The organism is Rhizobacter sp. (assembly GCF_046595475.1).
In the GTDB taxonomy this organism is placed as follows: domain Bacteria; phylum Pseudomonadota; class Gammaproteobacteria; order Burkholderiales; family Burkholderiaceae_C; genus Rhizobacter.
The window spans coordinates 113,497-139,445 of sequence record NZ_JBKJOQ010000093.1; the positions used below are offsets into that span (position 1 = coordinate 113,497).

Genomic DNA, 25,949 nt, shown 5'->3' on the forward strand with positions numbered 1-25,949 from the left:
TTGGTCGTTGATGAACACCTGCGGCATTTGGCGCTCCCATGGCTCGCACCGCTCGAAGAAAGGCAGACGCGCTGCCTCGTCATCGATGCGGATTCCTCGCGGGCGAGATCGCGCCTCTTGAGCAGCGTCTCGGCCGAGTCGCGTTGCTGACAGGCCTATTTCGGATACGCAACGATCTTCATGTGCGAGCGCGCAAGTTAGCCGTGCAAGCCGAGCCGCTTGCAGATATCGAGCGACGCCGTCGCCTGGTTCATTGTGTAGAGATGCAACGCGGGTGCGCCGCCGGCGATCAGCCGCTCGCACAGGGTGGTCACTACATCCAGGCCGAAGGCCTTTATCGACGCGGTGTCTTCGCCATACGCCTGCAGCCGCAGCCTGACCCAACGCGGGATCTCGGCCCCCGAGCTGTCGGCGAAGCGAATGATGCCGGCCGAGTTGATGATGGGCATGATGCCGGGCACCACCGGGATGCTGGCGCCCAGCTTGCGTGATTCGTCGACGAAGCGGAAGTACGCATCGGCGTTGAAGAAGAACTGCGTGATGGCCGAGTTGGCACCGGCCTGCACTTTCGCCAGGTAAGCCTGCATGTCGGCCTCGGGCGAGCGCGCCTGCGGGTGCATCTCGGGGTAGGCCGCCACCTCGATGTGGAAGTGGTCGCCGGTCGCTTCACGTATGAAGGCGATCAGGTCCGATGCATAGCGGAACTCTCCGAAGCCCCCGTAGCCGCTGGGCAGGTCGCCGCGCAGCGCCACCAGGCGGCGTATGCCGGCCTTTTTGAACTGCTCGATCTTGGCCAGCACCGACGCGCGGTCGGCACCGATGCAGGTGAAGTGCGAGGCCGCGTCCACGCCTTCGGCGAGGATGGCCTGCACGGCCGCGTAGGTGCCGTCTTGCGTGGAGCCACCCGCGCCGTAGGTGACCGAGCAGAACTGCGGCTTCAGCGCGTAGAGCTGCTGGCGCACGGCCGCAAGCTTGGCCACGCCTTCGGGGGTTTTGGGAGGGAAGAACTCCAGGCTCAGCGGGAGTCGCGTCGTGCTCATGTCGAACCTTTTCTTGAACTGTGTTCAGTCCACCTCAGCCTGAGCGGTTGGTGGCTTGCGTTGAGTCACGTGCCTTGAACTACGCGGGCTGCTTGGCCCACACGAAGAATTCGGTGTTGCCGTTGCCGCCCTTGATCGGGCTCTCGAAATACTTCTGCACCTTCAGGCCCAGCGCCTTGCTGGCTTGCCAGAGGCGGTTTTCGACCTCGATGAAATGCACCTTGTCTTTGACGATGCCGCCCTTGCCGATTTGCGCCGGCTGCAGCTCGAACTGCGGCTTGATCAGCACCAGCAAGTGGCCGCCGGGTGCGAGGTACTCCACCATCGTGGGCAGCACGTGCGTAGAGGTGATGAACGACAGGTCGGCGGTGACGAAGCCGAAGCTGTGCGGCGTGTTGGCAGCTTCAAAAGCCGAGCCCTTCACGTCGCGCCCGTTCACGCCCTCGAAGCACACCACGCGCTCATCGGCCTGCAGCTTGGGGTGCAGCTGGCCATGGCCGACGTCGATGCCGACCACGCGCTTGGCGCCGGCCTGCAGCAGCGCGTCGGTGAAGCCCCCGGTGCTCTGGCCGAGGTCCAGGCAATCAAGCCCGGTCACGTCGATGCCACAGGCTTTCAGCGCGCCTTCGAGTTTCAGCCCACCACGCGACACGAAGCGCAGCTCGGCGTCGTCGGTGATCTCCATCTCGCAGTCTTCAGGCACGTCTAGCCCCGCCTTGTTGACGACAACCCAGCCCTTGGGGCTGAGCCAGCGCAAGGCGTTGCGCTCGATCAACCGCTGCGCGGCCGACCGGGTGGGCACGAGGCCCCGTTGAAGAATGAGTTGGTCAGCGCGCATCTAAGCTCTCGGTTTACGAATCGGGGCAAGTCGCAGAGCGACAGGCCCCGACATCAAGCAACTCGCCGCGAAACGGGTTTCCCGGCCGCAGGAGAGGCGCCCCTTGGGGGCAGGAGCGCCAGCGACTGGGGGCTCAATACCTGTAGGTGTCAGGCTTGTACGGGCCGGCTTTCGAGACGCCGATGTAGGCGGCTTGCTCGTCGGTCAGCTCGGTCAGCATGGCGCCCACCTTCTTCAGGTGCAGTCGTGCCACCTTTTCGTCCAGGTGCTTGGGCAGCACGTAGACCTGGCCGACCTGGTAGTTGGCCGACTTGGTGTACAGCTCGATCTGCGCAATCGTCTGGTTGGCGAAGCTCGACGACATCACGAAGCTCGGGTGGCCCGTGCCGCAGCCCAGGTTCACCAGGCGGCCCTTGGCCAGCATGATGATCTTCTTGCCGTCGGGGAAGGTGATGTGGTCGACCTGCGGCTTGATCTCGTCCCAGGTGTACTTCTCGATCGAGGCGATGTCGATCTCGTTGTCGAAGTGGCCGATGTTGCAGACGATGGCCTGGTCTTTCATTGCCACCATGTGGTCGTGCGTGATGATCGACTTGTTGCCGGTGGTGGTGACGAAGATGTCGGCCTTGTCAGCCGCGTACTCCATGGTCACAACCTTGTAGCCTTCCATCGCCGCTTGCAGCGCGTTGATGGGGTCGATCTCGGTCACCCATACCTGTGCGCTCAGGGCACGCAGCGCTTGGGCCGAGCCCTTGCCCACGTCACCGTAGCCCGCGACCACGGCCACCTTGCCCGCGATCATCACGTCGGTCGCACGCTTGATGCCGTCGACCAGGCTCTCGCGGCAACCGTACAGGTTGTCGAACTTGCTCTTGGTGACCGAGTCGTTCACGTTGATGGCGCGGAAGGGCAGCGTGCCCTTGGCGCTCATCTCTTTCAGGCGGTGCACGCCGGTGGTGGTCTCTTCGGTCACGCCGATGATTTGCGCGGCCTTGCGGGTGTACCAGGTGGGGTCGACCGCGAGCTTGGCCTTGATGGCGGCGTACAGGCAGGTCTCTTCTTCGCTGGTGGGCTTGCTGATGACAGAGGCGTCTTTCTCGGCGCGCTGGCCCAGGATCATCAACAGCGTGGCATCGCCACCGTCGTCCAAGATCATGTTGGGGCCTTCGCCTTCAGTGCCCTTGGCGCCGAATTCGAAGATGCGGTGGGTGAAGTCCCAGTATTCGGTGAGCGTCTCACCCTTGTGTGCAAACACCGGCGTGCCCCCGCCATTCACTCCATTTGCGGCCAGCGCAGCAGCGGCGTGGTCTTGCGTGGAGAAGATGTTGCACGAGGCCCAGCGCACGCTGGCACCCAGGGCTTGTAGCGTTTCAACCAGCACGGCCGTTTGAATGGTCATGTGGATGCTGCCGGTGATGCGTGCACCTTTGAGCGGCTGGCTCTTGGTGAACTCTTCACGAATGGCCATCAGGCCAGGCATCTCGGTTTCGGCAATCTTGATTTCCTTGCGGCCCCAGGCGGCAAGGGAAAGGTCACGCACAGCGTGGTCGTTGGTGGGTTTGAGAACGGCGTTCATGTCAGGCTCCAGTCGATAGAGGAACCCGCACGCAGCGCAACAGAGGGAAGTCATGTCAACTCACCCACGAAGACTGATCGTGCGGGTGAGCGCGGTTGCAAATAAATTTCCGAGCCTGGGGCACCACGCTGTCTCTGAGAACAGAGACTGGGGTGCCTTGCAACGCTCCTCGGAAAGAGGGGCGAATTGTAGTTCAGCCCTTCGCCCAGATCCAGGTCGTTTTCCGCAAACCTTCGAGGGCTATGCCGCCCGCGTCGCCCTCGGCCTGGGTGCTGCGGGCCGCAGCGGGCCGCAGCGGGTATGAAGGCAGATGCCTCGCGCACAATGCCAGCATGATTCAAGGCTTGGCTCACTACAACCTGCGCGCGCCGCGCCCGCTGCTCGAGACACTGCGCGAGTTCTACTGCGAGGTGGTCGGCCTGCAGGTGGGTGAGCGCCCGACGCCGCGGCGCAGCTTTGGCTATTGGCTGTGTGCGGGCGGCGTCGACGTGCTGCATCTTTCCGAGTGCTCGCCTGGCGAAGTGCGCGCCATCGATGCAGTCAACACCTTCGACCACGCGGCCTTCCGGTGCACCGAGCGCGCCGAGACCGAGCGCCGCCTGCAAGGCCACGGCGTGAAGTACGAGACCGTCCAGGTACCGCACAGCGGCGTGGTGCAGATCTTCTTCAGCGACCCCGCGGGAAACGGCGTGGAGCTGTCGTTTTCAGAGGCCGGTGCTTGAGCCAGGGCGCGCGACCCTGGGGCCAGCTACCGCCTGAGCAGGCGCGCACCGTCGCCGGCGTGCTGACCGACATCGACGACACCCTCACCACCGAAGGCGCCATCACACCCGAGGCACTGGCCGCCCTCACGGCGCTGCGCGACGCCGGCCTCCCGGTCATCGCCATCACCGGCCGCCCCATGGGCTGGAGCGAGCCCTTCGCGCGCGACTGGCCGCTTGACGCCATCGTGGCCGAGAACGGCGCAGTGGCCTTGTTCCGCGAAGGCGGCTCGCTGCGCGTCGAATACGCGCAAGACGAGCCCACCCGTCAGCACAACGCAAAGCGTTTGAAAGAAGTGGCGCAGCGCGTGCTTGATGAAGTGCCCGCCGCCACGCTGGCACAAGACAGCGCCGGCCGTGTGACCGACATTGCGTTTGACCACAGCGAGTTTGCCCATCTGGGTGAAGCGCAGATCGAGCACGTCGTGCAGGTGATGCGCGCCGAAGGCATGAGCGCGACGGTGAGCTCTATCCACATCAACGGCTGGTTCGGCGAGCACACCAAGCTCAGCGGCGCGCGTTGGATCGTGCAGCGCTTGCTCGGGCGCACGCTAGACCACGAGACCGCGCGCTGGGTCTACGTGGGCGACTCCACCAACGACCAGCAGATGTTCGGCCACTTCCCGCTCAGCGTGGGCGTGGCCAACCTGATGCGCTTTGCCGAGCAGCTGCACACCTGGCCGGCCTACCTCACGGGGGGCGAGCGCGGCGAGGGCTTTGCCGAAGTGGCGCGCAGCCTGCTCAAGGCGCGAGTCGGATGAGCGGGGCCATGCGGGTCATCACGGCCGGCCCGAAGATGGTGGCGAAGGCCACGTCTTTTGCGTCGCGGCCCACGGCAATGCGCACCAGCTCATCGAGCGGTGACATGCGCGTGGCATCAAACATCACCCACTGGTTGCCCAGCCAGGCCTCGAACACTGCATGGAAGTCGGGTGGCGGCGTGTCGAACGACGCATAGCCCACCACCAAACGCGCGGGAATGTTGAGCGCCCTGCAAAACGTGACGCCGAGGTGGGCGAAATCGCGGCACACGCCGGCGCGCTGCCTGAACACATCGGCCGCGGTGGTGGTACCGATGCTGGAGCCGATCTGGTAATCAATGTTGTCGTGGATCCAGTCGGCGATAGCCTGCACGCGTGCGTAGCCGGGTGGCAAGGCGCCGAACATCTTCTGTGCGGCGTGCGACAGCAAGTCAGACTCACAGTAGCGGGTGGGCATGAGGTTGTGCATCACCACATCGGGCAGCTCGGCGATGGGCAATTCGGGCGCGTCGCGGTCGACCATGCGCACCGGCAGCTGCACCCGGGCGCTGTAGCGCAAGGTCAACGGCCCGCTCGTGGCCTGCAGGCGCGTGAAGCGGTGGTGCACGGTGGGGTCTTCATACACATGCACGGGCTGGGAAGGCGTGACGATCAGCGATTCGCTGAGCACCCGCTGCCCCATGTCGCGCAAGGCGTGAATCTGAAATAGGAAGTCGGACGGCCCGCTGAGCTCGTAGTGGAGCTCGCAGTCGATCTCAAACACCCGGGAGGCTTCTGCGTTCATGGCCGCTATTCCACCTGTTTGCGGCCGCACCACCCATCGGCCTGTAGCTGACAAATGAGTAGGACAAACGGACAAGGGCAAACGTGCGCACCCTGTCTGTGCACAATTGGCCTCACATGCCCGAAGCCGTGCAGAAAACACAGACCCTGACCATTGCCGCGGCCCTGGCCCTGGCGGCCGCGGTGTCGCTGGGCCTGGCGCGCTTTTCATATGCTTTGCTGCTGCCGTCCATGCGCAGCGACCTCGGCTGGAGCTACCTCACCTCGGGCACGATGAACACCGTGAATGCAGCGGGTTACCTGATCGGGGCCTTGCTGATGCCGCGCGCGCTGTTGCGCTACGGTGCGCGCCGGCTGCTGCTGGGCGGCAGCGCGGCATCAGGCGTTCTGCTGGCGGCGCACGGCCTGGTGCTCACCAACGAGCTGCTCTATGCACTGCGCCTGCTGACGGGCGTGGCCAGCGCTGCAACCTTTGTCTCGGGCGGGCTGCTGGCCGCGCGACTGGTGGGCGCGCCTGCGGGCCTGTTGCTCGGCATCTACTACGGCGGCACAGGCGTGGGCATCATCGCCTCGGCGGTGTTGGTGCCGCCGCTCGTGTCGCTGCACGTTGCCCATGCATGGCAGTGGGCATGGCTGGCGCTCGGTGGGGCAGCCTTGCTGGCCACCGGCATCACGGCGCGGGCCACGCGCGGGCTGGGTACTGTGGCGGGTGCCGCCGGTGCGCGTGCGCCTTTCGGTTGGCCACGCTTTGCGGCGGGGTTGGCGTCTTACTTCCTTTTCGGCCTGGGCTACATCGGCTACATGACTTTCGTGGTCACGCTGTTGCGCGAGCAGCAGCTGAGCAGCGCGCTCATCACGGCGTTTTATGGCTTGCTCGGCTTGGGCGTGGTGGCGTCGTCGTGGCTGTGGGCAGGTCTGCTGCAGCGCCATCGCGGTGGCCAGCCCATGGCCTTGCTCAATGGCTTGCTCGCCATCGCCACGCTGTTGCCGGTGTTGAGCGCGCATCCGCTGGCGGTGTTTGCCTCGGGTGCATTGTTTGGGGGTGTGTTTCTCTCGGTCGTGGCCTCCACCACCGCGCTGGTGCGGCACAACCTGCCCGCGTCGGCCTGGCCCAGCGGCATTGCAGCTTTCACCACTGTGTTTGCCGCCGGGCAGATCGTGGGGCCCAGCCTGGTCGGGTGGCTGGCCGATGGCGCCGGGGGCTTGCGCAAGGGGCTGGCGGTGTCGGCCGCCGTGATGGCGGTGGGCGCGGTGCTGGCCTGGCGGCAGAAAGCCTTGCCCGAGCACGAGGCGGTGACCGCGTGAAGCACGCGGCCTTGCACGGCATCACGGTGCTGGAGCGCGGCTGGCTCTCGTCCAACAACGTGCTCATCCACCCGCAAGGCAGCGAGGCCGGTGCGGTGCTGATCGACAGCGGGCACGTGACACACGCCGAGCAGACGGTGGCCCTGGTGCAGCACGCATTGCAGGGCCAGCCTCTTGCGCGCATCGTCAACACGCACCTGCACTCCGACCACTGCGGTGGCAACGCGGCCTTGCAGCGTGCCTTTGGTGCGCCGGTGTTTATTCCGCCTGGCCAGGCCGATGCCGTGCGGCGCTGGGACGAAGAAGCGCTGAGCTACGCCCCCACTGGCCAGCGTTGCGAGCGTTTCAGCATCGCCGGCACGCTGTCGCCGGGCGAGGCCCTGCACGCCGGCGGCCGCCGCTTCGAGGTGCTGGCCGCGCCTGGCCACGACCCCGAGTCGGTGGTGTTGTTCGATGCGCAGCATGGCTTGCTGATCTCGGCCGATGCGCTGTGGGAAAACGGCTTCGGCGTGGTCTTCCCCGAGCTCGAAGGCGAGCAGGCCTTCGACGACGTGGCCGCAGTGCTCAGCATGATCGAGCGCCTGCCGGTGGCACTGGTGGTGCCGGGCCATGGCCAGCCGTTCGTTGACGTGCCTGCCGCGCTGGCGCGCGCGCGCTCGCGTCTGGCCGCCTTCGTCAGCAACCCCGCGCGCCATGCGCGCTACGCCGCCAAGGTGCTGTTGAGCTACCACCTGATGGAGGCGGGCGGCGAGCCGTTGGAGGCGCTGTGCCATTGGGCGGCCCATCGCACCCGCTTGTTCACCACCGTGTGGCAGCAGGTGGGGCAAGCCGAAGCCGCCGCGCCCGAGGCCTGGGCGCGCTTGCTGGCTGTGGAGCTCATAAAAAACGGTGCCGCCCAGCAGGTAGGCAAGCACATCTCTGCGGCTTGAGCGTTCGCGGGTCTCAGACCCTCGGGTCGCCTGCGGTCAGTGCTTCAACAAGCTGGCGTCGTGGGGAAACTGCGGCGTCGGCAAGGTGTCGGCGAAACCATTTTTCGGCAGCGCCTGGCGTGTAGAGGCTTCTTCGGCGCGTGTGCGTTGCAACGCCTTTGCCCGCTCGCGCGCAAGCTGTGGCTGGGTCTGCAGTCGGGTGGTGTTCAGGTCGCGTTGCAGCCGGCCGATCTGCTGTTTGGCTTGCTCAAGCTGCTGTTGGGTGGTGTGCTGCTGATGCTGGTGCCGGGCGCGCTGCTCGCCCAGACCTTTGAGGTATCTGGACCGCAGCACGAACCACTGCACGGCCAAGGCGGCCCAGGAGGCGAGGGTTGCACCCCAGAGGATGAAGTTGATGCTCATGATGCGCTCCTGGGGCATGCCGAGTGCAGCACCCTGGCCACAACCCTTTGTCGTGGCTTGATCGCCACTTTAGGGGCGACGGGGGCGTGAAGAGAAGGGTGCATGTCACGCTGGGCTGCGATCGTCACAGACGATCCCCTTGAAATGGCGAGCATCGTGCGGTCTTCACTGGCGCGAAGGCTGACGTGCGTCGCCGGTCAAGAAATAGGTGGCCGGCATGGGGGCGGCCCGTTCGGAGCATGCGGTGGTCGATCGCGGTCACTGCAGTGTCAAGTGCATGTCTCACAGTCGGCGAGTGCGGCCCGGTGCCGCGCCTTGTACCCGCCCACCCGAGGACACCCGAATGAAGCTCAACCGAATTGCGGCGTTTGCCGTGCTGGCATGTGCCGGCATCACGGCCGCCCACGCCAGCCAGGTCAGCATTGCGGGCGCCGATTTTGGCGTCTGGCAGACCTTCGACGTGTCTGACCTCTTGGCCTCGGACGGCGGCCTGGGGTGGACGGACATCGCCGACGGCAGCAGCCTGAGCTTCACCTTCTCGGTGCCTACCGGCTTCCTGGCCCGCTTGACCGTGGTCGACGGCGGCTTCGCGGGCGACCGCTTCAGCGTCAGCGCCAACGGCAACCTGCTCGGCACGAGTTCGGCTGCGGTCAACAACTACCCGAGCAGCCTGGGCCTGGACTTCGACGCCGCACTCGCCAGCTCGAACTACAGCCACGCGATCTTCTCGCTGGGCGCCGGCACTTACACGGTCAGCGGCGCGCTGTCGCTCAGTGCGCTCGACGATTTTGGCAACCCCTTGAACTCGACAGTGGGCGGCTTGAAGGTCGACGTGTCAGCCGTGCCGCTCCCGGCCGCGCTGCCGCTGCTTTTGTCCGGCCTGGGCTTGTTCGGGCTCGGTGGCATACGCCGCCGCGTGGCCTGAGTCACCGACACATCGAGGTTCACATGCACAGCACCCCATTTCACCGTTATGCCCGCATGGCCCTGGTGGCCACGGCGGTCTTCGCCAGCGCCGTGGCAGCCCAGGCAGCCACGGTCAACATCAAGATCATTGGCTTCAACGACTACCACGGCAACCTGGAGTCGCCGGGCACCTTCGGCGTGAACACCCTGGTGCCCAGCGCCAACCGGCCTGCGGTCGGCGGCGCCGAGTACATGGCCGCCTATGTCGCGGCCATGAAGGCGAGCAACCCCAACACGGTCGTTGTGGGTGCGGGCGATTTCATCGGCGCATCGCCGCTGATCTCGGCGCTGTTTTTCGACGAGCCAGCGGTCGAGACGCTGAACAAGATCGGGGTCGAGTTTTCGTCGGTAGGCAACCACGAGTTCGACAAGGGCAAGGACGAGCTGCGCCGCCTGCAAAACGGTGGCTGCAAGCTCACCAACGGAGCGCCCGATCCCAACAGCTGCAAAGGCTTTGGTTCGAGCGCGCCGGGTACTTTCGACGGTGCCAAGTTCAAGTGGCTGTCGGCCAACGTGGTCGAGACCGCCACCGGCCGCACCTTGCTCCCGCCTTTCGGTTTGAAGACGTTTGGTGGTGTGCGCGTGGCCTTCATCGGCATGACGCTCAAAGGCACGCCCGGCATCGTCACCCCCACGGGCGTGGCGGGCCTGAGCTTTGCCGATGAGGCCGCGACCGTCAACGCACTCGTGCCCAAGCTGCGGGGCCTGGGCGTTGAAGCCATCGTTGTGCTGGTGCACCAGGGCGGCTTCCAGAATCAGCAAGCAGGTGTGTCTGGCCAGCCAATCACCAGCGACGTCAACGGCTGCACAGGCGATTTGCGCAATGCCGACGGCACCGACTCCGACATCCGCGCCATCGTCAAGCAGCTCGACAACGCGGTCGACCTGGTCATCAGCGGCCACACGCACGCGGCCTACAACTGCTCGGCCAACACGATCGATGTGCGCGGCACCACGCTGGCCAATGCGGTCACCACGCCGCGCCCGGCCGGCATCCCGAATCGGGTGGGCCGCCTGATCCCGGTGACGAGTGCCAGCGCCTTCGGCCGCGTCTTGACCGAGGTCGACCTCACGGTCGACACGGTCAGCCGCGATGTCACTTCGGTCAACCCGCACAACGTGGTGGTGGATCGCACCAACGCCAGCATCCTGGCGGCCATCGACGCCAACCCCGAGGTGAAGAACCTGGTGGACCAGTACCGCGCGGCGGTTGCGCCGCTGGCCGGCTCGGTCGTGGCCACCATCACCGCCAACATGACGAACGCGGCCAATGCTGCCGGCGAAATGGAAGCCGGTGACCTGATCGCCGACGCGCAGCTGTTGGCCACGCAGCCGACCAGCCTGGGCGGGGCGCAGATCGCCTTTATGAATGGCGGCGGCGTGCGCAACCCCGGCTTTGTGAAGCCCGCGGCTGCAAGCTTCCCCTACGACCTGACCTATGGCGACGCTTTCACCGTGCAGCCCTTCGGCAACAGCCTGGTGACCATGACGCTCACCGCGCAGCAGATCAAAGATGTGCTTGAGCAGCAGTTCTCCGGCTGCCTCGGGCAGACCACCACCCGCATCATGCAGATCAGCAATGGCTTCAGGTACGAGGCGAACCCCGCCGGCACCTGCGGCACACGCATCACTGCGGTCTCCTTCACCCCGACCGACCTGGTGAGCAACCCGGCCGTGCCGACCGCCATAGGCCCGATCGACAACCTGGTGATCGGTGGCGTGGTGCAAAACCCCAGCCGTACCTACCGCGTGACGGTGAACAACTTCATGGCCACCGGGGGCGACGGCTACGCCACCCTGCTCGGAGGCCAGAACCTGCTGGGTGGCGCGCAAGACATCGACGCCCTGGTGGCCTACCTCGTGAGCTTCAAGTCGCCGAACGCGGCCTACGACCCAACCAACCCGGTGCTCGGCAAGCCGCGCATGACCAGGCCGTGACAGGCCCGGCCGCTTGAGCACCCGGCGCGAGCTGCTGGCCGCTGCGCTGGCTGGCCTGGTGGTAGCGTCCGCCAGGGCCGGGCCACCACCGCACCTGCGTTTGATGGAAGAGGCTGAGGCCCTGCTGGCAGCGGGCGACGGCGCGGCGGCGCTCGCCGCCTTCGAGCAAGCGGCGGCGATGGTGCACGAGCCCGAGGTCGAAATGGGCATGGTGCGCAGCCACATGCAGGCCGGCGACTACCGCCGCGCACTCGCCTTCTGTGCGCATGCGGCGGGCGCCCACCGCGACGCGCCGGCAGGCACCGCGCTCTACGTCTGGCTGCTGCACATCGGCGGCCAAGGCGGGGTGGCGACACGCGTGCTGGCCGAGGCGCTGGCGCTCGATGCGCAAGACGCCTCTTTGCTGGCCGTGCGCGACGCGCTGGCACAGGCTTGGCCGCGGGCGCAGGGCGTGCTGCTGGCACCGCCGCAGCGCATGGCGCCTTACGCCACGTCGGCCACACCCGAGGGTCGCGCACCCGCGGCTTCGCGCGTGGCGGGCACCGCGGTGCTGGCGGCCGACGGGCAGCATGCATGGGCACCGAGCGCCACGCTGGCCGGCGCACGCCAGGTGTGGCTGCGCAATGGCCTCGGGCAGACGGTGATGGCGCGGGTCGAGGCCAGCGCCGAGCCCTCGCCGCTCGCCATGCTGTCACTGGCCGCCGCGCTGCCGGTGCAAGGGCAGATGAGCTTGCGCGAGCCTTTTGCCGGAAGCCCCGCCTCGCTGGTCGAATATGCGGGCAACCCGCTGCCGCAACCGGCGTGGCCCGTGCTGCGGCAGGGCTTTTTCGGGCGCGTGCTGTTGGCCCCCGGGGATCGGCTGCTGGGCATCGAGGCGCCCACTGGCCCGCGTGGGGGCCCGGTGTTCGATGCCCACGGTCGGCTGGCCGGCGTGGCCTGCCCGGGAGCCGACGGGCGCGATCGACTCATCGGCATCAAGGAGATGGGGCTGTGGGGCGCATCGCAGCCCGCTGCTGTGCCCGCGCCTGCGAGCAGCCCTGTGGCGGTGGGGCCTGATGTGGTTTACGAAACGGCGCTGCGCGTCGCGCTGCAAGTTCTGGTGCGCGGCTAAGGCAGCTCAGCTCAGGCCGAGGAAGGCGCGCATGTTCGTCAGCTCTGCTTGCAGCGCCGCGAGAAAACCGGCATCGCGCGGCGCCTTGCCCGCATAGCCCAGCTGGTGTTTCAAGCGGCCATCGGCGAGCGACAGGTTGCCCCAGCCTATGACTTGGTCGCCATGCAACAAGGGCAACGCGTAGTAGCCCAGCTTGCGTTGCGCCGCAGGCGTGTAGGCCTCGAACTTGTAGACCCAGCCCCACAGCAGCTCGAAGCGCGTGCGGTCCCACACCACCGGGTCGAAGGGCGCGAGCAGGCGCACCGCATCGTCGGGCGCGTGGCGGCGTGAGGCGGGGTTCTCGTCGGCAGGCCAGTACCAGGTGATGCCGTCGAGCTGCACGCTGGCCAGGTGCTCGCGTGCGAGCTTCATGGCCATGCGCGTTTGCTCCTGCAGGTGCGGCGCGCCGTAGCCGAGCAGGCGCGTGAGGTAGGTGAGGCTCTTGGCCGGCAGCGGCGCGTACTTGCGCACGATCAGCTCGATCAGCGCGGCAGCACGCTGCGTGCGGCCTGCCGGGCTGTCGTCACCTTGTGGGTGAGTGGCGATCTCGTAGATGCGCGTGCCGCCCTCGCGCCGCGCCACGCGCAGCAGGCCGCGGTAGTGCATGCCGTCGAGCAGGTGCGTGCTCGCGTTCGAAGAGCCGCCCCAGGCATTGGTGCGCCTGCCGTGCGCAAAGTGCTCGTCGACTTCGCGCGGGTGCACGCGGCCACGATCGCGGATGAAGGCCAGCACTTCGTCGGCCTGACGCTTCACCGTGGGCTTCCACTTGTGCTGAGCCACGCGCGGGTGCATGAGTGCCAGGTGCTCGCGCGGCAGGAAGCCGTAGTTGACGAGGCAGTCTTCTTCGATGGGCAATCGCGGGTAGCGGCGCTCCAGGTCGCCGGCCACATAGCCCTTCACGCGGTGGCGCAGCGTGAGGTCTTGCGCGCGTGCTGGCGCACGGATGGGGTCGGCCTGCACGAAGCCGAGCTTCTGGATGGCACGCGCCAGCGTGGTCGGCGTGAAGAGCGTGCGCGCCACCGCATAGCGGCGCAGGTGGTCGAGGCTGATCTTGGGCATGCGCCGATTCTGCTGCGGGCGCGGGCTGTTTGCACATGGATGTACGGGTCCGGAAACGGCGAGACGCCTGAGCGCTGTGGTCAGAGACTGGCCAGCCATTCACTCAAGGACAGAACATGAACAACACACTGAACGGCAAGGTCGCTCTCATCACCGGCGCGAGCTCGGGCATTGGCCACGCGGCGGCGCGCCTGTTTGCGCGCGAGGGTGCGCGGGTGGTGGTGGCAGCACGCCGGCAAACGGAGTTGGACGCCTTGGTGCGCAGCATCGTGGCCGCTGATGGCCAGGCCGTGGCGCTGGCCGGCGACGTGACCGATGAAGGTTTTGCGCAAGCACTGGTCGAGCTGGCCACGCGCGAGTTCGGTGGGCTCGACATCGCATTCAACAACGCCGGCACGCTGGGCGACTCGGCGCCGCTGCCCGAGCTGTCGCGCGCAGCCTTCACGCACACCATCGAGACCAACCTCACCTCGGCCTTTCTCGGCGCCAAGTACCAGGTGCCGGCGATGGTGGCGCGCGGCGGTGGCTCGGTGATCTTCACCTCAAGCTTCGTGGGCCACACCGTGGGCTTCCCTGGCATGGCGGCGTATGCGGCGGCCAAGGCCGGGCTGGTGGGCCTGGCACAGGTGCTGGCGGCCGAGTTCGGCGCCAAGGGCATACGCGCCAATGCGCTGCTGCCCGGTGGCACCGACACCCCGATGGCTGCCGGCTTGATTGCCACGCCCGAGTCGCGCAGCTTCCTCGAAAGCCTGTTTGCGCTGAAGCGCATCGCCTCGCCGGATGAGATCGCGAAGGCGGCGCTCTTTCTCGCGTCAGACGCATCGTCTTTCGTCACCGGCACGGCGCTGCTGGCCGATGGCGGGGTGTCGATCAACCGAACCTGAGCCCTGGTTTGTTGAGCGATTCAGCTCGCGGGTCGCTTCATCTGGCAGGAGGTCGGCTGCGAGCTGATGTACGAGTCCCACGTCGCTTCGGACTTGAAGCCGTAGCCGGTGCCTTCGGACTCGTACTTCACCCGCTTGCCGTCTTGCTTGGCCCACACGCCGAGGAAGATGGGTGACTGAAGCTGGTGATCGGTCTTGCGCATCTCGATCTCGCCCAGCGGGCTCTTGAACGAGGCGCCTTCCAGTGCAAACGCCACCGCCTTCGGGTCGGTCGATTTGGCCCGGCGCATGGCCTCCAGCAGCATGTGCATGCTGTTCCAGTGCGCTGCAAAGATGAAGTCTTCGTTGTGCTTTTTCCGGTACGCGAGCGCGAGCTTTTCCAGCTCGGGCGAGGGGACGTTGCTGCCCCAGTTCCAGATCACCGCCACCTTGCCGGTGCCATATGCGCCAAGTTGGGACGGTATGCCCGGGTTGTTGGCGTTCAGCGTATAGATGTTGGTGTCGAGCGCGGAGTCGCGTGCCGCTTTGAGCATCAGGCCTAGGTCGCTGCCCCAGTTTGAGGTGATCACCGTGTCGGCGCCCGAGGCCTTGATCTTGGCGATGTAGGGCGAGAAGTCTTTCACCTGCGCGATGGGTACGAAGTCGTCACCGACGATCTGGATGTCGGGCCGCTTGCGGGCCAGGTACTCCTTGGCTGCGCGCGACACCTGCTGGCCGTGGGTGTAGTTCTGGTTGAACAAAAAGACTTTGTGGATGGCGGGCTTGTCTTTCAGGTAGCTCGTGAGCCCTTCCATCTGCATCTCACTCGAAGGGTAGAAGCGGAAGTGCCAGAAGCTGCAACGGTCGTTGGTGAGCCCCGGGTCCATGGCGCTGTAGTTGAGGTAGACCGTGGCGAGCTTGGGGTCGCGCTCGGCCATCTTGTTGATGGCATCCACCAGCACAAATGCCACGCCGGAGCCACCGCCTTGCGTGATGTAGCGTATGCCCTGATCGGAGGCGGCTTTCAGCACCGTCGCGCTCTCCTGCGGCGAGCCTTTGTTGTCGAAGGGCACGACCTCGAACTTCGGGTCGTTGGGGCCGCTCTTGGCATTGACCAGCAGCACGACCTCACGCAGTTGCTGCAACGAGCCCGTGCCCGTCGCCGCGAAGGGCCCTGACAGCACATCGATGAAGCCGATCTTGAGGGTGTCGGCGGCGAGCGCGTTGAACGACAGGGCCATGGCGCCGGTGAAAGCCCAGCGGGTGATGAAGCGGGATGTCTTCATGGGGGATGCCTTCCAGGTGGCTGCGCAAACATGCGCAGGCCACCGTACCTAAGCCCTGGCGGTTCAACAGCCCCTCGGAAACCAGAAGGTCGATGGTTTCGTGGCGATTGCTTTACTTTTAATAGCGCCACATTTATGCTGGGCTTTGCTATGAAAACCCTAGCAAAGGACCTTCATGACCCCCCGTATCGCACCCGCTACCGCGCCATTTCCGGCCGAGATCCAGGCGGCACTCGACAAGATCATGCCGCCCGGCATGCCGCCCCTGGTGCTGTTCACCACGCTTGCGCGCGACCCAAGGCTGTTTGGCAAGTTCTTCGCCGGCAGCCTGCTCGACCGCGGCCAGCTCACGCTGCGTCAACGCGAGATCGTGATCCACCGCACCACGGCGCTGTGCGGCTCGGAGTACGAGTGGGGTGTGCATGCGGCGATCTTTGCGGAGCGGGCCCCGCTGACCGCCCACCAGCTCGCGTCCACCGTCGCTGGCGGCCCTGACGACGCCTGTTGGAGCGACGAGGACCGCGTGCTGCTGCGCATGTGCGATGCCCTGCACCGAGCGTGCACGCTCGACGACACAACGTGGACCGCATTGCATGAACGCTTCAGTGATGAAGCGGTGCTTGAGCTGCTGATGCTGGCCGGCTTTTACCGCACGGTGAGCTACCTGACCAACGCCTTGCGTTTGCCGCTGGAGGCCTCGGCCACCCGATTCGGTAGCGCCATAACGCCGTCATAACGCCCACCTGGATAAAACCCAAACCTGCGGCCACTGTGGCCGTGAGCGAGGGTGACGATGAACACAGCAAGGTGCGGGCAAGGGGTGAGGCGAGTGGTGCGCTGCGTTGGGCTGGCCTGTGTGGCCGCCGCGTTGGTGGCCTGTGGAGGTGGCGACGAAACCACGGGGGCACCGCCACAAGCACCCGTCGTTGGCAGCAGCGGCGGCACGGTGAGCGAGGCCAGCGGGGCGAGTGTGATCGTGCCGGCCGGGGCGCTGGTCGCTGACACGACCATCCGCGTGGCGATGGACTCGACCGGCGCCCCGGCCTTGCCGCAGGGCCTCGTCGCTTCGGGCAACACCTACGTCATCACGCCGCACGGTGGCGAATTTGCCGAGCCGGTGGAGGTGCGCATCCCGGCCAGCAACGCCGGGTTGTTGCCGAACGAAGAACTCAAGCTGGCCAAGGCGCAACCGGGCGGCGAGTGGGAGCTGCTGACCGACAGCGTGCTGGCCGACGGCGTGTTGAGCGCCCGGGTGAGCGGCTTTTCGTACTTCGTGCCGGTGCGGGTGACCTACCTGTTGCCGATTGCCCAGCTGGAACCGCTGCGCGTGACCAGCAGCCTCGATTGTGGGGACCGGGTGTGCGAGCCCGCGCTTGGCAACCTCACGGCCACCTACGTTGTCACGACCAACGGGGGCCAGATACCGGCCGGCTGCACCACCACTCAGTTGATCATCCAGACCGGCGGCAACAGCCCCAACTTCAGCTCAGGGGCGACAGCCAATACCAACGTGCCGCTGGGCGGTGGCTCGGTGACACGCACCCTCACGCCGAGGAGCCCGTACTACTTCACCGTGGGAGCGCGCTGCGCTGGCACCGCCATGACCTTGAACTACGGCATGGAGGCGGCGCGCCGAGTGCTTTGGCAGCGTGAGCCTTACTACCCAGGGCTTGCGGTGATGAGAGCGCCCGCCCAACTCGACGTGGTGCCCGGCCTGGCCGCCAGCCTCGACGTGATTCTGGCGGGCGGCGCCTCGGGCAGCCAAGACTTTGGTGCAACTCACCCGGCACCCACGGCCGCCAACCGCGCCGTGATCGACTGGCAGCGCAGTGACGACAACGGTGGCTCCTGGCGCGCGGTCGCTCGCTCTTACCAAGACGAAGCCAACCCCAACCCGGTGGGCGAAGGCTTGGCCTGGAAGTACTGGAGCGTGCGCCACGGCTTCATCGCCGCAAGCGCAGACCAGGGTGCGTTGCTGCGCGTCAACGCTTGCTACACGCCGCCGGACGTGGCGGCGCCCGCCTGTGTGGCGGGGCCTGCGACGCGGCTGAATGTGTTGCAGCAGAGCGCCTTGCCGGCGATCGTCGATGCGCCGCGCTCGGTGCTGGTGCGCACTGGCCAGACGGCGAGCCTTTCCGCCACGGCCGGCGGCGCGCCTGCACCGGCACTGCAATGGCAAACACGTGCCGCCAACGCCACGGGTGCGTGGGTCAACGTGAGCGGGGGCACCGGGGCGTCCACCGGCAACTACACGACGACGGTGCTGAGCACGGCCGACAACGGCACGCAATACCGCGTGGTCGCCCGCAACGCGCTCGGCAGCGCCGATAGCGCACCGGTCACGGTGTCGGTGAGCGACCTTGACGTCGCGCCCGCCATCACCACCCAGCCGGCCGCCCTCAACGTGACGGTGGGCAACGATGCCGCCTTCGCCATCGCCGCCCGCGGCACCGAGGCCTTGAGCTACCAGTGGCAGCTCAACGGGGCGCCGATCACCGGCGCCAACAGCCCGGTGCTGCGCCTGGCGGCTGTCAACACCAGCAGCGCGGGCAACTACCGCGTGGTGGTGAGCAATGCAGCGGGCTCCGTCACCAGCGACGCGGCCGTGCTGAGCGTGAGCGCCGGCACGGCCCTAGCGGTGGCGCCTAGCATCGTCACGCAGCCGGTGTCGGTGTCGGTGGGCGCGGGCAACACCGCCACCTTTGCGGTCGGCGTGAGCGGCAGTGGGCCGATGGCCTACCAATGGCTGCGCGATGGGCAATCGATCGGCGGCGCCACAGCGGCCTTTCTCAGCCTGGCGCAAGCCAGCGGGGCCGACGCCGGCAGCTATGCGGTGCGGGTAAGCAACAGCGCGGGCAGCGTGACCAGTGCGAGTGTCACCCTCACGGTGGGCGCAAGCGGACAGGCCGCCCCGGTGACCATCACCACCCAACCTTCGCCGCAGGTGCAAGCGCCGGGGGGCAGCGCCACGCTCGCGGTGGCCGCCAGCGGCAGCGGGCCGCTCTTGTACCAGTGGCTGAGAAACGGTGAGCCGCTGACCGGCGCCACCGCTGCGGTGCTGAGGTTTGAGAACCTTGTGGCCGTAGACGCCGCCAGTTACAGCGTGGAGGTGAGCAACCCGCTGGGCCGCTTGACGAGCGAGTCCGTCATGTTGACCGTGCTCGGCGTTCCGGTGATCACGGTGCAACCTGCCGCGGCCTCGGGCCCGGCGGGCGCCACGGCGAGTTTCAGCGTTGCGGCCGGTGGCTCGGGCCTGCGCTACCAGTGGTTGCGCAACGGCGTGGCGATTGCCGGCGCCACCGCGGCGAGCTACACCACGCCGGTGCTGACAAACGCCGACAGCGGCGCGCTCTACGGCGTGCTGGTCTACAACGGCGCCGGTGTGGTGTTCAGCCAAAGCGCGGTGCTCACCGTGACGGCGGCACCGCTCATCACCACGACCACGCTCGCCAGCGTGCGACTGGGCCAGACGGTGGCACCCGACAACCTCAGCCAATACCCGTCGATCTCTTCCGACGGGCGCCGCGTCGCCTTCATCTCCAACGGCACCGACCTGGTCGCCGGCACCACGCAGTTTGGCCACGCCTATGTGCGCGACCTCGCCACCAATACCACCACGCTGATCAATGCGCGGCCTGACGGCGCCGAGTCGTCGCGCGGCGTGGGCCGGCTCAAGCTCGCCGCCGGCGGGCGCTACGCGGTGTTCACCTCGCTCGCCAACGAGCTGGTGGCAGGCGACACCAACGTGGCGGAAGATGTTTTCCTGCGCGACTTGCAGACCGGCACCACCACGCGCCTCAATGTGTTGCCCAACGGCAGCCAAGATGTGAACTCGGGCAACGCGATCGGCGGGCAACTGGACATCTCGGCCGATGGCCGGTGGGTGCTGCTGAGTTCGGGCATCAACCTGGTTGGCGACGGTGAGCCGCTGCCGAACGGGTATGGGCTCTTTTTGCGCGACGTCGCCACCGGTAGCACGCGCACGCTCGACGGCTTTGCCGGGTACGGCGCGTCGTCAATGTCGGCCAGCGGCGACTACATCGCGCTCACCATCGGCAGCGGCAGTGGCGACACGGGGATGAACCACCTGATCGTGTATGACATTGAGGCCGACCGCATCAGTACCGCTTTCAGCATGAGCAGCGCGGCGTTCGGAGACGGCATCTACGGCACACCCAGCATCAGCGACAACGGTCGTTACGTCAGTTTTGGGCTGCGCTCGACGACCCTGCTGGGCGGCAGTGCCTCGGCCCAGCCGCAGATCGTGGTGCTCGACCGCAACCAGGCCGACCCGTCGCTCGCGTTGTCGATCCAGAGCCTGACCCCGGCCGGGGCGGTGGGTGACGGCCGCAGCGGTGCGCCGCAGATCTCGCGCGATGGCCGCTATGTGCTCTACATCACCCACGCGCCCAACCTGTCGGGTGACTCGGCGGCCTCATTGCGGCCCTACCTGATGGTGCGCGACCGCCAGCTGTTGACCACCACGCTCGCCTCGCGCCGCGCTGATGGCAGCGCTTCGTGGGTGAGCGACTTCGGCTTTGCGCTGTCGGGTGATGGGGTGGTGCTGGCCTGCGTGGCCGACATGTCGGTCATGGTGGCGCCGGGCAGCCTGGGCGAGAACCAGGTGTTCGTCATTCCGCGGCCTTGACGCTGCCCTGATCCCACCTACCTGCCATCATGCAGGGCCGACCCGGCGTGCGCAGTTGCCTATGACCCCAGAACCGTGCTCCCCGCAGCTGACCCTTGCCCAGGCGCCTGCGCTGTTGCGCGACGGTGCGGCGCCGGTGCTGCTGGGCCCGCGTGATGGTGCGCTGCTGGCCTGGCTGGCGCTCGAAGGGCCCACGCCGCGGGCACGCCTGGCCCAGCTGCTGTGGCCCGAGAGCGAGCCTGAATCCGCGCGCAACGCGCTGCGCCAGCGCTTGTTTCAACTGCGCCGCACGGCAGGCATCGATCTCGTCGCTGGCACCCACACCTTGGCGCTGGCCGAGGGCATTGCGCATGACCTGCTCGACGCGGACGGCGTGCTTGGCGAAACTCCGCACGAGTTCGGCGCCGAGCTGCGCGACTGGCTGGCGCAGCAGCGCGAGCGACGGCAACACCGGCTGTGCCAATCGCTCACCGAGCTGGCCGATCTGGCCGAATCCGCGCGTGACTTCCAGGACGCGCTTTCGCATGCCACCGAACTGCTAAAACTTCAGCCGGTGTCGGAAGAGGCGCACCGCCGCGTCGTGCGGCTGCATTACCTGGGCGGCGACAGGCCCGGCGCGCTGCTGGCGTTTGACCGCTGCGAGCAGGTGCTCAAACACGAGGTGGGTGTGGCGCCATCGCCCGACACGCTGGCCTTGCTGCAGACGATCCAGCGCGCGGGCGACGTGGGCAGCGCGGGCCAGCGGCCAGTGGTGCCGGCGGCGGTGCTGCGCCCGCCGCGGCGTGTGGGTCATGAGCAGGTGTGGCAGGCCTTGTGCCTCGCCCGCGATTCGCAGCACACGGTGCTGCTGGCGGGCGAAGCCGGCATGGGCAAGTCGCGGCTGTTGGCTGACCTTGCGCAATCAGCGCCCACCACCGCCCTGCTGGTGACGGCCCGCCCCGGCGACGCCGCTGCGCCGTATGCGCTGCTGTCGCGCTGCGTGCGCGCCTTGATGAAAGACTTTGGCCTGGCGCCCGCCGCCGCCCAGCGGGGCTTGCTCGCGCGGCTCTTGCCTGAGCTGGGCCATGCCCAGCCGATGGTGCATGAAGACGACCTCGCCCGGCTCACGCACGCACTGTCCACGGTCTTGAACGAAGCGCAGGCCCACGGCCTGCACACCATGCTGGTCGACGACCTGCAGTTTGCCGACGCCGCCAGCGTGGAGCTGCTGCGCGCCCTGATCGCTGCCAGCACCTGCAGCTGGGTGCTGGCGATGCGGCCGCACGAGCTGGGCCCGGCGGCGCATGCATTGGTCGGGGGGCTGGAGCGTTCGGCGCAGGTGAGCAGCCTGGCGCTGCAAGCCTTGGGCGCCGGGGAGGTGGCCGAGCTTCTGTTGTCGCTTGAGATCGACGGCATTGGCGGCGCGGCCCAGGCCGAGTCGCTGCAGCAGCGCACGGGTGGCAACCCGCTGTACCTGCTGGAGACGCTCAAGGCCGCGCTGATGGCGGCCCCCACCGGCCGCGCGCTGGTGCGAGCCGACGGCGTGCCGCAAAGCCCTGCCTGGCCGAGCGCGCCCAATGTCGCCCGGTTGATTCAGCAGCGGCTGCAACGTTTGTCGACCTTGGCCCTGCGGGTGGCGCGCTGCGCAGCGGTGGCGGGGCAGGATGCCACGGCCGCGCTGATCGCGCAGGTGCTGGGCTTGCGCCCGCTCGACCTGGCCGATGCCTGGGGCGAGCTGGAAGACGCGCAGGTGCTGCGTGCAGGTAAGCACAGCGGCGCGCGTTTTGCGCACGACCTGATCGCCGAGGCCACGCTGGCCTCGGTGCCGAATGCGATTGCCCAGTCGCTGCACGGCGAGGTGGCGGCCTGGCTGGCGCAGGTGCAGGGCGAGCCCGCCCGCATCGCCAACCACTGGCTGGCGGCCGGGCAGCCGCTGCGTGCGGTGTCGCACCTCACCGAGGCTGCGCTCAAGGCACGCGCGGGCTGGCGCTTGAACGAAGCGGGCGAGTTGCACCACCAGGCCGGGGTCATCCTGCGCGATGCGGGCCACCACCGCGAGGCCTTCGCCGCCTTTTTCTCTACCGCCAATGTGTGGTCGGAAGTGGCGCTCGACGCGCGCTTGCAGGTGGTAAGCGATGAGCTGCTGGCTCTGGCCGAAGGTGATGGCGAGCACGCCATGCTGGCGGTGCTGCAACAACTGCTGCTGGTGGAGAGCCGCCTTCACGACGAAGCCTGGGCTGTGTCGGTGCGGGCCTTGCCGCAGGCGAGGCGGGCTGGCTTGCCCGAAATCGAGGCCGAGTTGTACTGGGGCCAGGCGGTGATGCACTGGCTGCGCCGCGAGGTGGCCGATGCTCTGCGCGCGACCGAGCTGGGGCTGGCGCTGCTGGCGCCGATCGAGCCGCAACGCCGGGTCCTGGCTCTGCACGAAACCGAACTCAAGATGCAACACGCGCTCGGTGTGTTCCTGGCGGTGTCGGGTCGCTACGAAGAGAGCAATGCGCAGTTTTTGGAAGCGCTGGCCGAGGCCGAACAAAACAACAGCGCGCGCCATTGCACGGACCTCACGCGGTCGCTGGCAAAAAATGCCCTGGAGCAAGGCGCTCCGGCCCAGGTGAAGCGCTGGATTGCGGCCGCGGCCAGCTGGGCTGAAGGGCTCCACTTGCCCGCCAGAGCCGAGCTCACGCAGGTGGATCTGCAGGCCAGCGCACTGGCCGCGGCCGGCCGGCTGGGCGAGACGTTGGCGCTGTATGAGCGCGTGGTGCAACTGGGCGAGCAAGGCCTGCTGCGTGACATCGTGTTCCCGCTCGTGCGCCGGGCGGTGTTCGTGTACGAGTTGGGGCGGCGCGACCTTGCCGTCAAGGCTTTGCGGGTGCTGCAAGACGACCCCAAGCTGCTGGCCACCGAGCGCTCGATGGTCGAAGCGGCCCTGCTTGCAGTGGGTGAGGCCACCGACATGGTCGCCGTGCTGGAGCAGGTGAGCGGCATCAACGATTTTCCGTTGCGTGTAGAGGCGCTGTGCCTGGCACGCCGTGGCTGTGACCCGGCGGCGGTCTTGCCGTTGTTGGGTGTGAGCCTGGCGACAGCGCGTGAGTTTGGCGCGCACGGCTTGTGGCTGTCGCTGCAGGTGCAGCGGGTGGCCGCCTTGCGGATGGTCGGCCGCGACCGCGAAGCGGCGGCCGAGGCGGTGGTCGCTTGGCAGCGCATTGACGAAGGTTTGAGCGGACGCGACCGCCTGCCCGCGCTGGCGGCCGAGCTGTATGCGGCCCTCGCGGGCTCTCACTCCGAGCTGGCCGCGGTGATCGCACTGCGGGCGTCGGCCTGGATGCAGGCTGCAGCCTCCACCTTGCCAGCCGGCTGGCGTCACAACTACCTGCAGCGCACGCCGGCCCTGGCCTCGTTGCAGCGGCCCCTGCTGCCGGCACCCGACGCCTGAGCCCGCGGCGGTCGCCGGCGGGTCCGCCCCCCATAACGCGCCCATAACGCCCTCCTCGATAGCGTGAGGCCTGAGTTCTTTACTCAGATCACCTTGGAGGAGATGCCATGTCTACCGATCAACACGCTTCATCTGTTTCTTCGTCTGCGCCGCGCCGTGCCGCTGCGGCTCTTGCCATGCTGGGTGCGGCTTTTGCACTCGTCGCGGGTTATGGCGAGCGGCGCTTCGTCGCCTTCGTCTCCAGCGCCGCTGGTGTGGCCGGCAACACCAACGCCAACCGGCAGGTCTTTCACCGGCGTGGCGCGGTCGTGGTGGTGGGTGGAGTGAGGGGGTGATGTCCACCATGCGCCAACCAGGAAACACACCATGAAACTCACACACTTTTTCATCGCCTGCTCCCTGAGCTGCGCCGCCCTCGCGGCGCAGGCCCAGCCGGTGGGCCACCTTGGCGTGCCGGGCATGCAGCAGGTGCACTCCGGCTTTGCCACCATGCCCGGCCTGCCGGCCACCCACCACTACCTGCTCAACGTGGTGCACCCCGATGCCACGGTCGACACCATCAGCAGCGCCTACCTGGTCAAACAGACGCTGGTCTACACCGACTTCGTGCTGCTGCTCTGGCGCAATGCCAAAAGCAGCGTCGGCAATGCCGACAGCGGTGAGATCTACCTCGCCGACTACGACAGCGCGCAAAAGAGCCAGCCGCTGCAAGACCAGATGCCGCTGGTGCGCTACACCATCCCGCCCAGCGAGACGCGGGCGGTGGTGCGGGTCACCCTGACGGCGGGCCGCGCCTACAGCGGCTACCGCCAGCCGCTGCTGGTCAACTACAGCAGCACGGTGGACATGAACGCAAGGGCGCTGGGGTACGTGGTGCCTAACTGAGGCAGGAACGAAAAAGGGGCTGCAAAAGCGCCCCTTTTTCTTTGGACTCGAGAGCGTTACAGCCCAGCTGCAGCCTTGAGGATTGCAGCCTTGCGGCTTCGGCCCGCTGGGCCCAAAGTTCGCTGCACGATCACCTGGTCTGCAGCCCCGCCGCTGCACGCAGCGTTTGGGCCTTGTCGGTGCGTTCCCAAGTGAACTCCGGCTCTTCCCGCCCGAAGTGCCCATAAGCCGCCGTCTTTTCATAGATCGGGCGCAGCAGGTCGAGCATCTGGATGATGCCCTTGGGGCGCAGGTCGAAGTGCTCGTTCACCAGCGCGGCAATCTTGTCGTCGGAGATGACGCCGGTGCCTTCGGTGTAGACCGTCACGTTCATCGGCTTGGCCACACCGATGGCGTAGGCCACCTGGATCTGGCACTGGCGGGCGATGCCGGCGGCCACGATGTTCTTGGCCACGTAGCGCGCAGCGTAGGCGGCCGAGCGGTCGACCTTGCTCGGGTCTTTGCCGCTGAACGCGCCACCGCCGTGCGGGCAAGCGCCGCCGTAGGTGTCGACGATGATCTTGCGGCCGGTCAGGCCGCAATCGCCTTGCGGGCCGCCGATGACGAAGCGGCCGGTCGGGTTGATCAGGAATCGCGTTTCCTTCAGCCACTCTTTCGGCAACACCGGCTTGATCAGTTCTTCGATGATGGCCTCAACGAACGAGGCCTTCATCTTGTGCGCGGTTTCGCTTTGATCCGGGCTGTGCTGGGTGCTGAGCACCACGGTGTCGATGCTGTGCGGCTTGCCATCGACATAGCGCATCGTGACCTGGCTCTTGGCATCTGGGCGCAGGAAGGGCAGGCGGCCGTCTTTGCGCAACTGGGCTTGGCGCTCGACCAGGCGGTGTGCGTAATAGATCGGCGCGGGCATCAGCTCGGGGGTTTCGTCGCAGGCGTAGCCAAACATCAGGCCTTGGTCGCCAGCGCCGATGTTGAGGTGGTCGTCGCTCGCGTGGTCAACACCTTGTGCGATGTCGTTGCTCTGCTTGTCATAGCAGACCATCACCGCGCAGCCCTTGTAGTCGATGCCGTACTCGGTGTTGTCGTAGCCGATGCGCTTGATGGTGTCGCGCGCGACCTGGATGTAGTCGACGTGCGCGTTGGTGGTGATTTCACCGGCCAGCACCACGAGGCCGGTGTTGGTCAGTGTTTCGGCGGCCACGCGGGAGCGCGGGTCTTGCTTGAAGATCGCGTCGAGGATGGCGTCTGAGATTTGGTCTGCCACCTTGTCGGGGTGACCTTCAGAGACGGATTCGGATGTGAAAAGGAAATCGTTCGACACTCTTAAACTCCAGTAGGTTGCACGTT

Annotated in this window: 21 protein-coding genes and 1 riboswitch; of the genes, 13 read left to right on the forward strand and 8 right to left on the reverse strand. The window is 67.0% G+C overall.

The window, feature by feature from the left end:
• Positions 1 to 197: 197 nt before the first annotated feature.
• The 3 genes from metF to ahcY all read right to left on the reverse strand — a co-directional run bounded on the left by metF (position 198) and on the right by ahcY (position 3,454).
• On the reverse strand, positions 198 to 1,040 hold the full coding sequence (metF, locus tag AC30QB_RS17195; RefSeq protein WP_489547473.1) for a methylenetetrahydrofolate reductase [NAD(P)H]: 843 nt from the start codon (positions 1,038 to 1,040) through the stop codon (positions 198 to 200).
• Positions 1,041 to 1,119: 79 nt separating this feature from the next.
• Positions 1,120 to 1,878, reverse strand: coding sequence for a TlyA family RNA methyltransferase (locus tag AC30QB_RS17200; RefSeq protein ID WP_489547474.1), 759 nt, complete (start codon positions 1,876 to 1,878; stop codon positions 1,120 to 1,122).
• Positions 1,879 to 2,011: 133 nt separating this feature from the next.
• Positions 2,012 to 3,454, reverse strand: a complete 1,443-nt coding sequence (gene ahcY, locus AC30QB_RS17205) for an adenosylhomocysteinase (RefSeq protein WP_489547475.1) — start codon at positions 3,452 to 3,454, stop codon at positions 2,012 to 2,014.
• Positions 3,455 to 3,534: 80 nt separating this feature from the next.
• A riboswitch (S-adenosyl-L-homocysteine riboswitch) is annotated at positions 3,535 to 3,631 on the reverse strand.
• 155 nt (positions 3,632 to 3,786) lie between these two features.
• Here ahcY and AC30QB_RS17210 point away from each other — a divergent pair.
• Positions 3,787 to 4,176 (forward strand): VOC family protein, encoded by a 390-nt coding sequence (locus AC30QB_RS17210; protein ID WP_489547476.1) that lies wholly within the window; start codon positions 3,787 to 3,789, stop codon positions 4,174 to 4,176.
• A complete protein-coding gene (locus tag AC30QB_RS17215; RefSeq protein ID WP_489547477.1) occupies positions 4,173 to 4,976 on the forward strand; it encodes an HAD-IIB family hydrolase in 804 nt (267 codons plus the stop codon). The genes AC30QB_RS17210 and AC30QB_RS17215 overlap by 4 nt, the downstream gene beginning before the upstream one ends.
• Here AC30QB_RS17215 and AC30QB_RS17220 read toward each other — a convergent pair.
• Complete coding sequence (locus AC30QB_RS17220; RefSeq protein WP_489547478.1) at positions 4,957 to 5,760, reverse strand: transglutaminase-like domain-containing protein; 804 nt, start codon at positions 5,758 to 5,760, stop codon at positions 4,957 to 4,959. The two genes, AC30QB_RS17215 and AC30QB_RS17220, sit on opposite strands and share 20 nt — an antisense overlap.
• 116 nt (positions 5,761 to 5,876) lie before the next feature.
• Here AC30QB_RS17220 and AC30QB_RS17225 point away from each other — a divergent pair, with 116 nt between their 5' ends.
• On the forward strand, positions 5,877 to 7,064 hold the full coding sequence (locus AC30QB_RS17225; protein WP_489547479.1) for a YbfB/YjiJ family MFS transporter: 1,188 nt from the start codon (positions 5,877 to 5,879) through the stop codon (positions 7,062 to 7,064).
• Entirely contained in the window at positions 7,061 to 7,993 is a 933-nt protein-coding gene (locus AC30QB_RS17230) for an MBL fold metallo-hydrolase (protein ID WP_489547480.1), read from the forward strand. The genes AC30QB_RS17225 and AC30QB_RS17230 overlap by 4 nt, the downstream gene beginning before the upstream one ends.
• Positions 7,994 to 8,029: 36 nt before the next feature.
• Here the strand turns inward: AC30QB_RS17230 and AC30QB_RS17235 are convergent, their stop codons facing one another.
• Positions 8,030 to 8,395, reverse strand: coding sequence for a hypothetical protein (locus tag AC30QB_RS17235; RefSeq protein ID WP_489547481.1), 366 nt, complete (start codon positions 8,393 to 8,395; stop codon positions 8,030 to 8,032).
• Positions 8,396 to 8,738: 343 nt separating this feature from the next.
• Here AC30QB_RS17235 and AC30QB_RS17240 point away from each other — a divergent pair, with 343 nt between their 5' ends.
• Genes AC30QB_RS17240 through AC30QB_RS17250 form a run of 3 tightly spaced genes read left to right on the forward strand, consistent with a single transcriptional unit; the run spans position 8,739 to position 12,410 of the window.
• Positions 8,739 to 9,320, forward strand: a complete 582-nt coding sequence (locus AC30QB_RS17240; RefSeq protein ID WP_489547482.1) for a hypothetical protein — start codon at positions 8,739 to 8,741, stop codon at positions 9,318 to 9,320.
• Positions 9,321 to 9,343: 23 nt separating this feature from the next.
• Positions 9,344 to 11,299: a bifunctional metallophosphatase/5'-nucleotidase gene (locus AC30QB_RS17245; protein WP_489547483.1), complete on the forward strand. Its 1,956-nt coding sequence runs from the start codon at positions 9,344 to 9,346 to the stop codon at positions 11,297 to 11,299.
• Between the two features lie 13 nt (positions 11,300 to 11,312).
• Positions 11,313 to 12,410 (forward strand): tetratricopeptide repeat protein, encoded by a 1,098-nt coding sequence (locus AC30QB_RS17250; RefSeq protein WP_489547484.1) that lies wholly within the window; start codon positions 11,313 to 11,315, stop codon positions 12,408 to 12,410.
• A gap of 6 nt (positions 12,411 to 12,416) precedes the next feature.
• Here the strand turns inward: AC30QB_RS17250 and AC30QB_RS17255 are convergent, their stop codons facing one another.
• A complete protein-coding gene (locus AC30QB_RS17255) occupies positions 12,417 to 13,508 on the reverse strand; it encodes a DNA glycosylase AlkZ-like family protein (RefSeq protein ID WP_489547485.1) in 1,092 nt (363 codons plus the stop codon).
• A gap of 116 nt (positions 13,509 to 13,624) precedes the next feature.
• On the opposite strand from AC30QB_RS17255, the gene AC30QB_RS17260 reads away from it, so the two are divergent.
• Entirely contained in the window at positions 13,625 to 14,392 is a 768-nt protein-coding gene (locus AC30QB_RS17260; RefSeq protein ID WP_489547486.1) for an SDR family oxidoreductase, read from the forward strand.
• Positions 14,393 to 14,412: 20 nt separating this feature from the next.
• Here AC30QB_RS17260 and AC30QB_RS17265 read toward each other — a convergent pair whose 3' ends face one another.
• On the reverse strand, positions 14,413 to 15,657 hold the full coding sequence (locus AC30QB_RS17265) for a branched-chain amino acid ABC transporter substrate-binding protein (protein ID WP_489547487.1): 1,245 nt from the start codon (positions 15,655 to 15,657) through the stop codon (positions 14,413 to 14,415).
• A 175-nt stretch (positions 15,658 to 15,832) separates the two neighbouring features.
• Here AC30QB_RS17265 and AC30QB_RS17270 point away from each other — a divergent pair, with 175 nt between their 5' ends.
• The 5 genes from AC30QB_RS17270 (at position 15,833) to AC30QB_RS17290 (ending at position 24,602) form a co-directional block, all read left to right on the forward strand.
• Positions 15,833 to 16,393, forward strand: coding sequence for a carboxymuconolactone decarboxylase family protein (locus tag AC30QB_RS17270; RefSeq protein WP_489547488.1), 561 nt, complete (start codon positions 15,833 to 15,835; stop codon positions 16,391 to 16,393).
• A gap of 57 nt (positions 16,394 to 16,450) precedes the next feature.
• Complete coding sequence (locus tag AC30QB_RS17275) at positions 16,451 to 20,305, forward strand: hypothetical protein (protein WP_489547489.1); 3,855 nt, start codon at positions 16,451 to 16,453, stop codon at positions 20,303 to 20,305.
• Positions 20,306 to 20,366: 61 nt separating this feature from the next.
• Positions 20,367 to 23,717 (forward strand): ATP-binding protein, encoded by a 3,351-nt coding sequence (locus AC30QB_RS17280; RefSeq protein ID WP_489547490.1) that lies wholly within the window; start codon positions 20,367 to 20,369, stop codon positions 23,715 to 23,717.
• A gap of 107 nt (positions 23,718 to 23,824) precedes the next feature.
• Positions 23,825 to 24,052 carry a hypothetical protein gene (locus AC30QB_RS17285; RefSeq protein ID WP_489547491.1) on the forward strand — a complete coding sequence of 76 codons (228 nt, stop codon included), beginning with the start codon at positions 23,825 to 23,827 and terminating at the stop codon, positions 24,050 to 24,052.
• Positions 24,053 to 24,083: 31 nt separating this feature from the next.
• Complete coding sequence (locus tag AC30QB_RS17290; RefSeq protein WP_489547492.1) at positions 24,084 to 24,602, forward strand: hypothetical protein; 519 nt, start codon at positions 24,084 to 24,086, stop codon at positions 24,600 to 24,602.
• A gap of 130 nt (positions 24,603 to 24,732) precedes the next feature.
• On the opposite strand, the gene metK is transcribed toward AC30QB_RS17290, so the two are convergent.
• Positions 24,733 to 25,923 carry a methionine adenosyltransferase gene (metK, locus tag AC30QB_RS17295; protein WP_489547493.1) on the reverse strand — a complete coding sequence of 397 codons (1,191 nt, stop codon included), beginning with the start codon at positions 25,921 to 25,923 and terminating at the stop codon, positions 24,733 to 24,735.
• Positions 25,924 to 25,949 lie beyond the last annotated feature (26 nt).

Bases quoted from the DNA above. Each gene is read 5' to 3' on its own strand.
- metF (WP_489547473.1), bottom strand. From the start codon at position 1,040: ATGAGCACGACGCGACTCCCGCTGAGCCTGGAGTTCTTCCCTCCCAAA.
- AC30QB_RS17200 (WP_489547474.1), bottom strand. From the start codon at position 1,878: ATGCGCGCTGACCAACTCATTCTTCAACGGGGCCTCGTGCCCACCCGG.
- ahcY (WP_489547475.1), bottom strand. From the start codon at position 3,454: ATGAACGCCGTTCTCAAACCCACCAACGACCACGCTGTGCGTGACCTT.
- AC30QB_RS17210 (WP_489547476.1), top strand. From the start codon at position 3,787: ATGATTCAAGGCTTGGCTCACTACAACCTGCGCGCGCCGCGCCCGCTG.
- AC30QB_RS17220 (WP_489547478.1), bottom strand. From the start codon at position 5,760: ATGAACGCAGAAGCCTCCCGGGTGTTTGAGATCGACTGCGAGCTCCAC.
- AC30QB_RS17225 (WP_489547479.1), top strand. From the start codon at position 5,877: ATGCCCGAAGCCGTGCAGAAAACACAGACCCTGACCATTGCCGCGGCC.
- AC30QB_RS17235 (WP_489547481.1), bottom strand. From the start codon at position 8,395: ATGAGCATCAACTTCATCCTCTGGGGTGCAACCCTCGCCTCCTGGGCC.
- AC30QB_RS17240 (WP_489547482.1), top strand. From the start codon at position 8,739: ATGAAGCTCAACCGAATTGCGGCGTTTGCCGTGCTGGCATGTGCCGGC.
- AC30QB_RS17245 (WP_489547483.1), top strand. From the start codon at position 9,344: ATGCACAGCACCCCATTTCACCGTTATGCCCGCATGGCCCTGGTGGCC.
- AC30QB_RS17255 (WP_489547485.1), bottom strand. From the start codon at position 13,508: ATGCCCAAGATCAGCCTCGACCACCTGCGCCGCTATGCGGTGGCGCGC.
- AC30QB_RS17260 (WP_489547486.1), top strand. From the start codon at position 13,625: ATGAACAACACACTGAACGGCAAGGTCGCTCTCATCACCGGCGCGAGC.
- AC30QB_RS17265 (WP_489547487.1), bottom strand. From the start codon at position 15,657: ATGAAGACATCCCGCTTCATCACCCGCTGGGCTTTCACCGGCGCCATG.
- AC30QB_RS17270 (WP_489547488.1), top strand. From the start codon at position 15,833: ATGACCCCCCGTATCGCACCCGCTACCGCGCCATTTCCGGCCGAGATC.
- AC30QB_RS17275 (WP_489547489.1), top strand. From the start codon at position 16,451: ATGAACACAGCAAGGTGCGGGCAAGGGGTGAGGCGAGTGGTGCGCTGC.
- AC30QB_RS17280 (WP_489547490.1), top strand. From the start codon at position 20,367: ATGACCCCAGAACCGTGCTCCCCGCAGCTGACCCTTGCCCAGGCGCCT.
- AC30QB_RS17285 (WP_489547491.1), top strand. From the start codon at position 23,825: ATGTCTACCGATCAACACGCTTCATCTGTTTCTTCGTCTGCGCCGCGC.
- AC30QB_RS17290 (WP_489547492.1), top strand. From the start codon at position 24,084: ATGAAACTCACACACTTTTTCATCGCCTGCTCCCTGAGCTGCGCCGCC.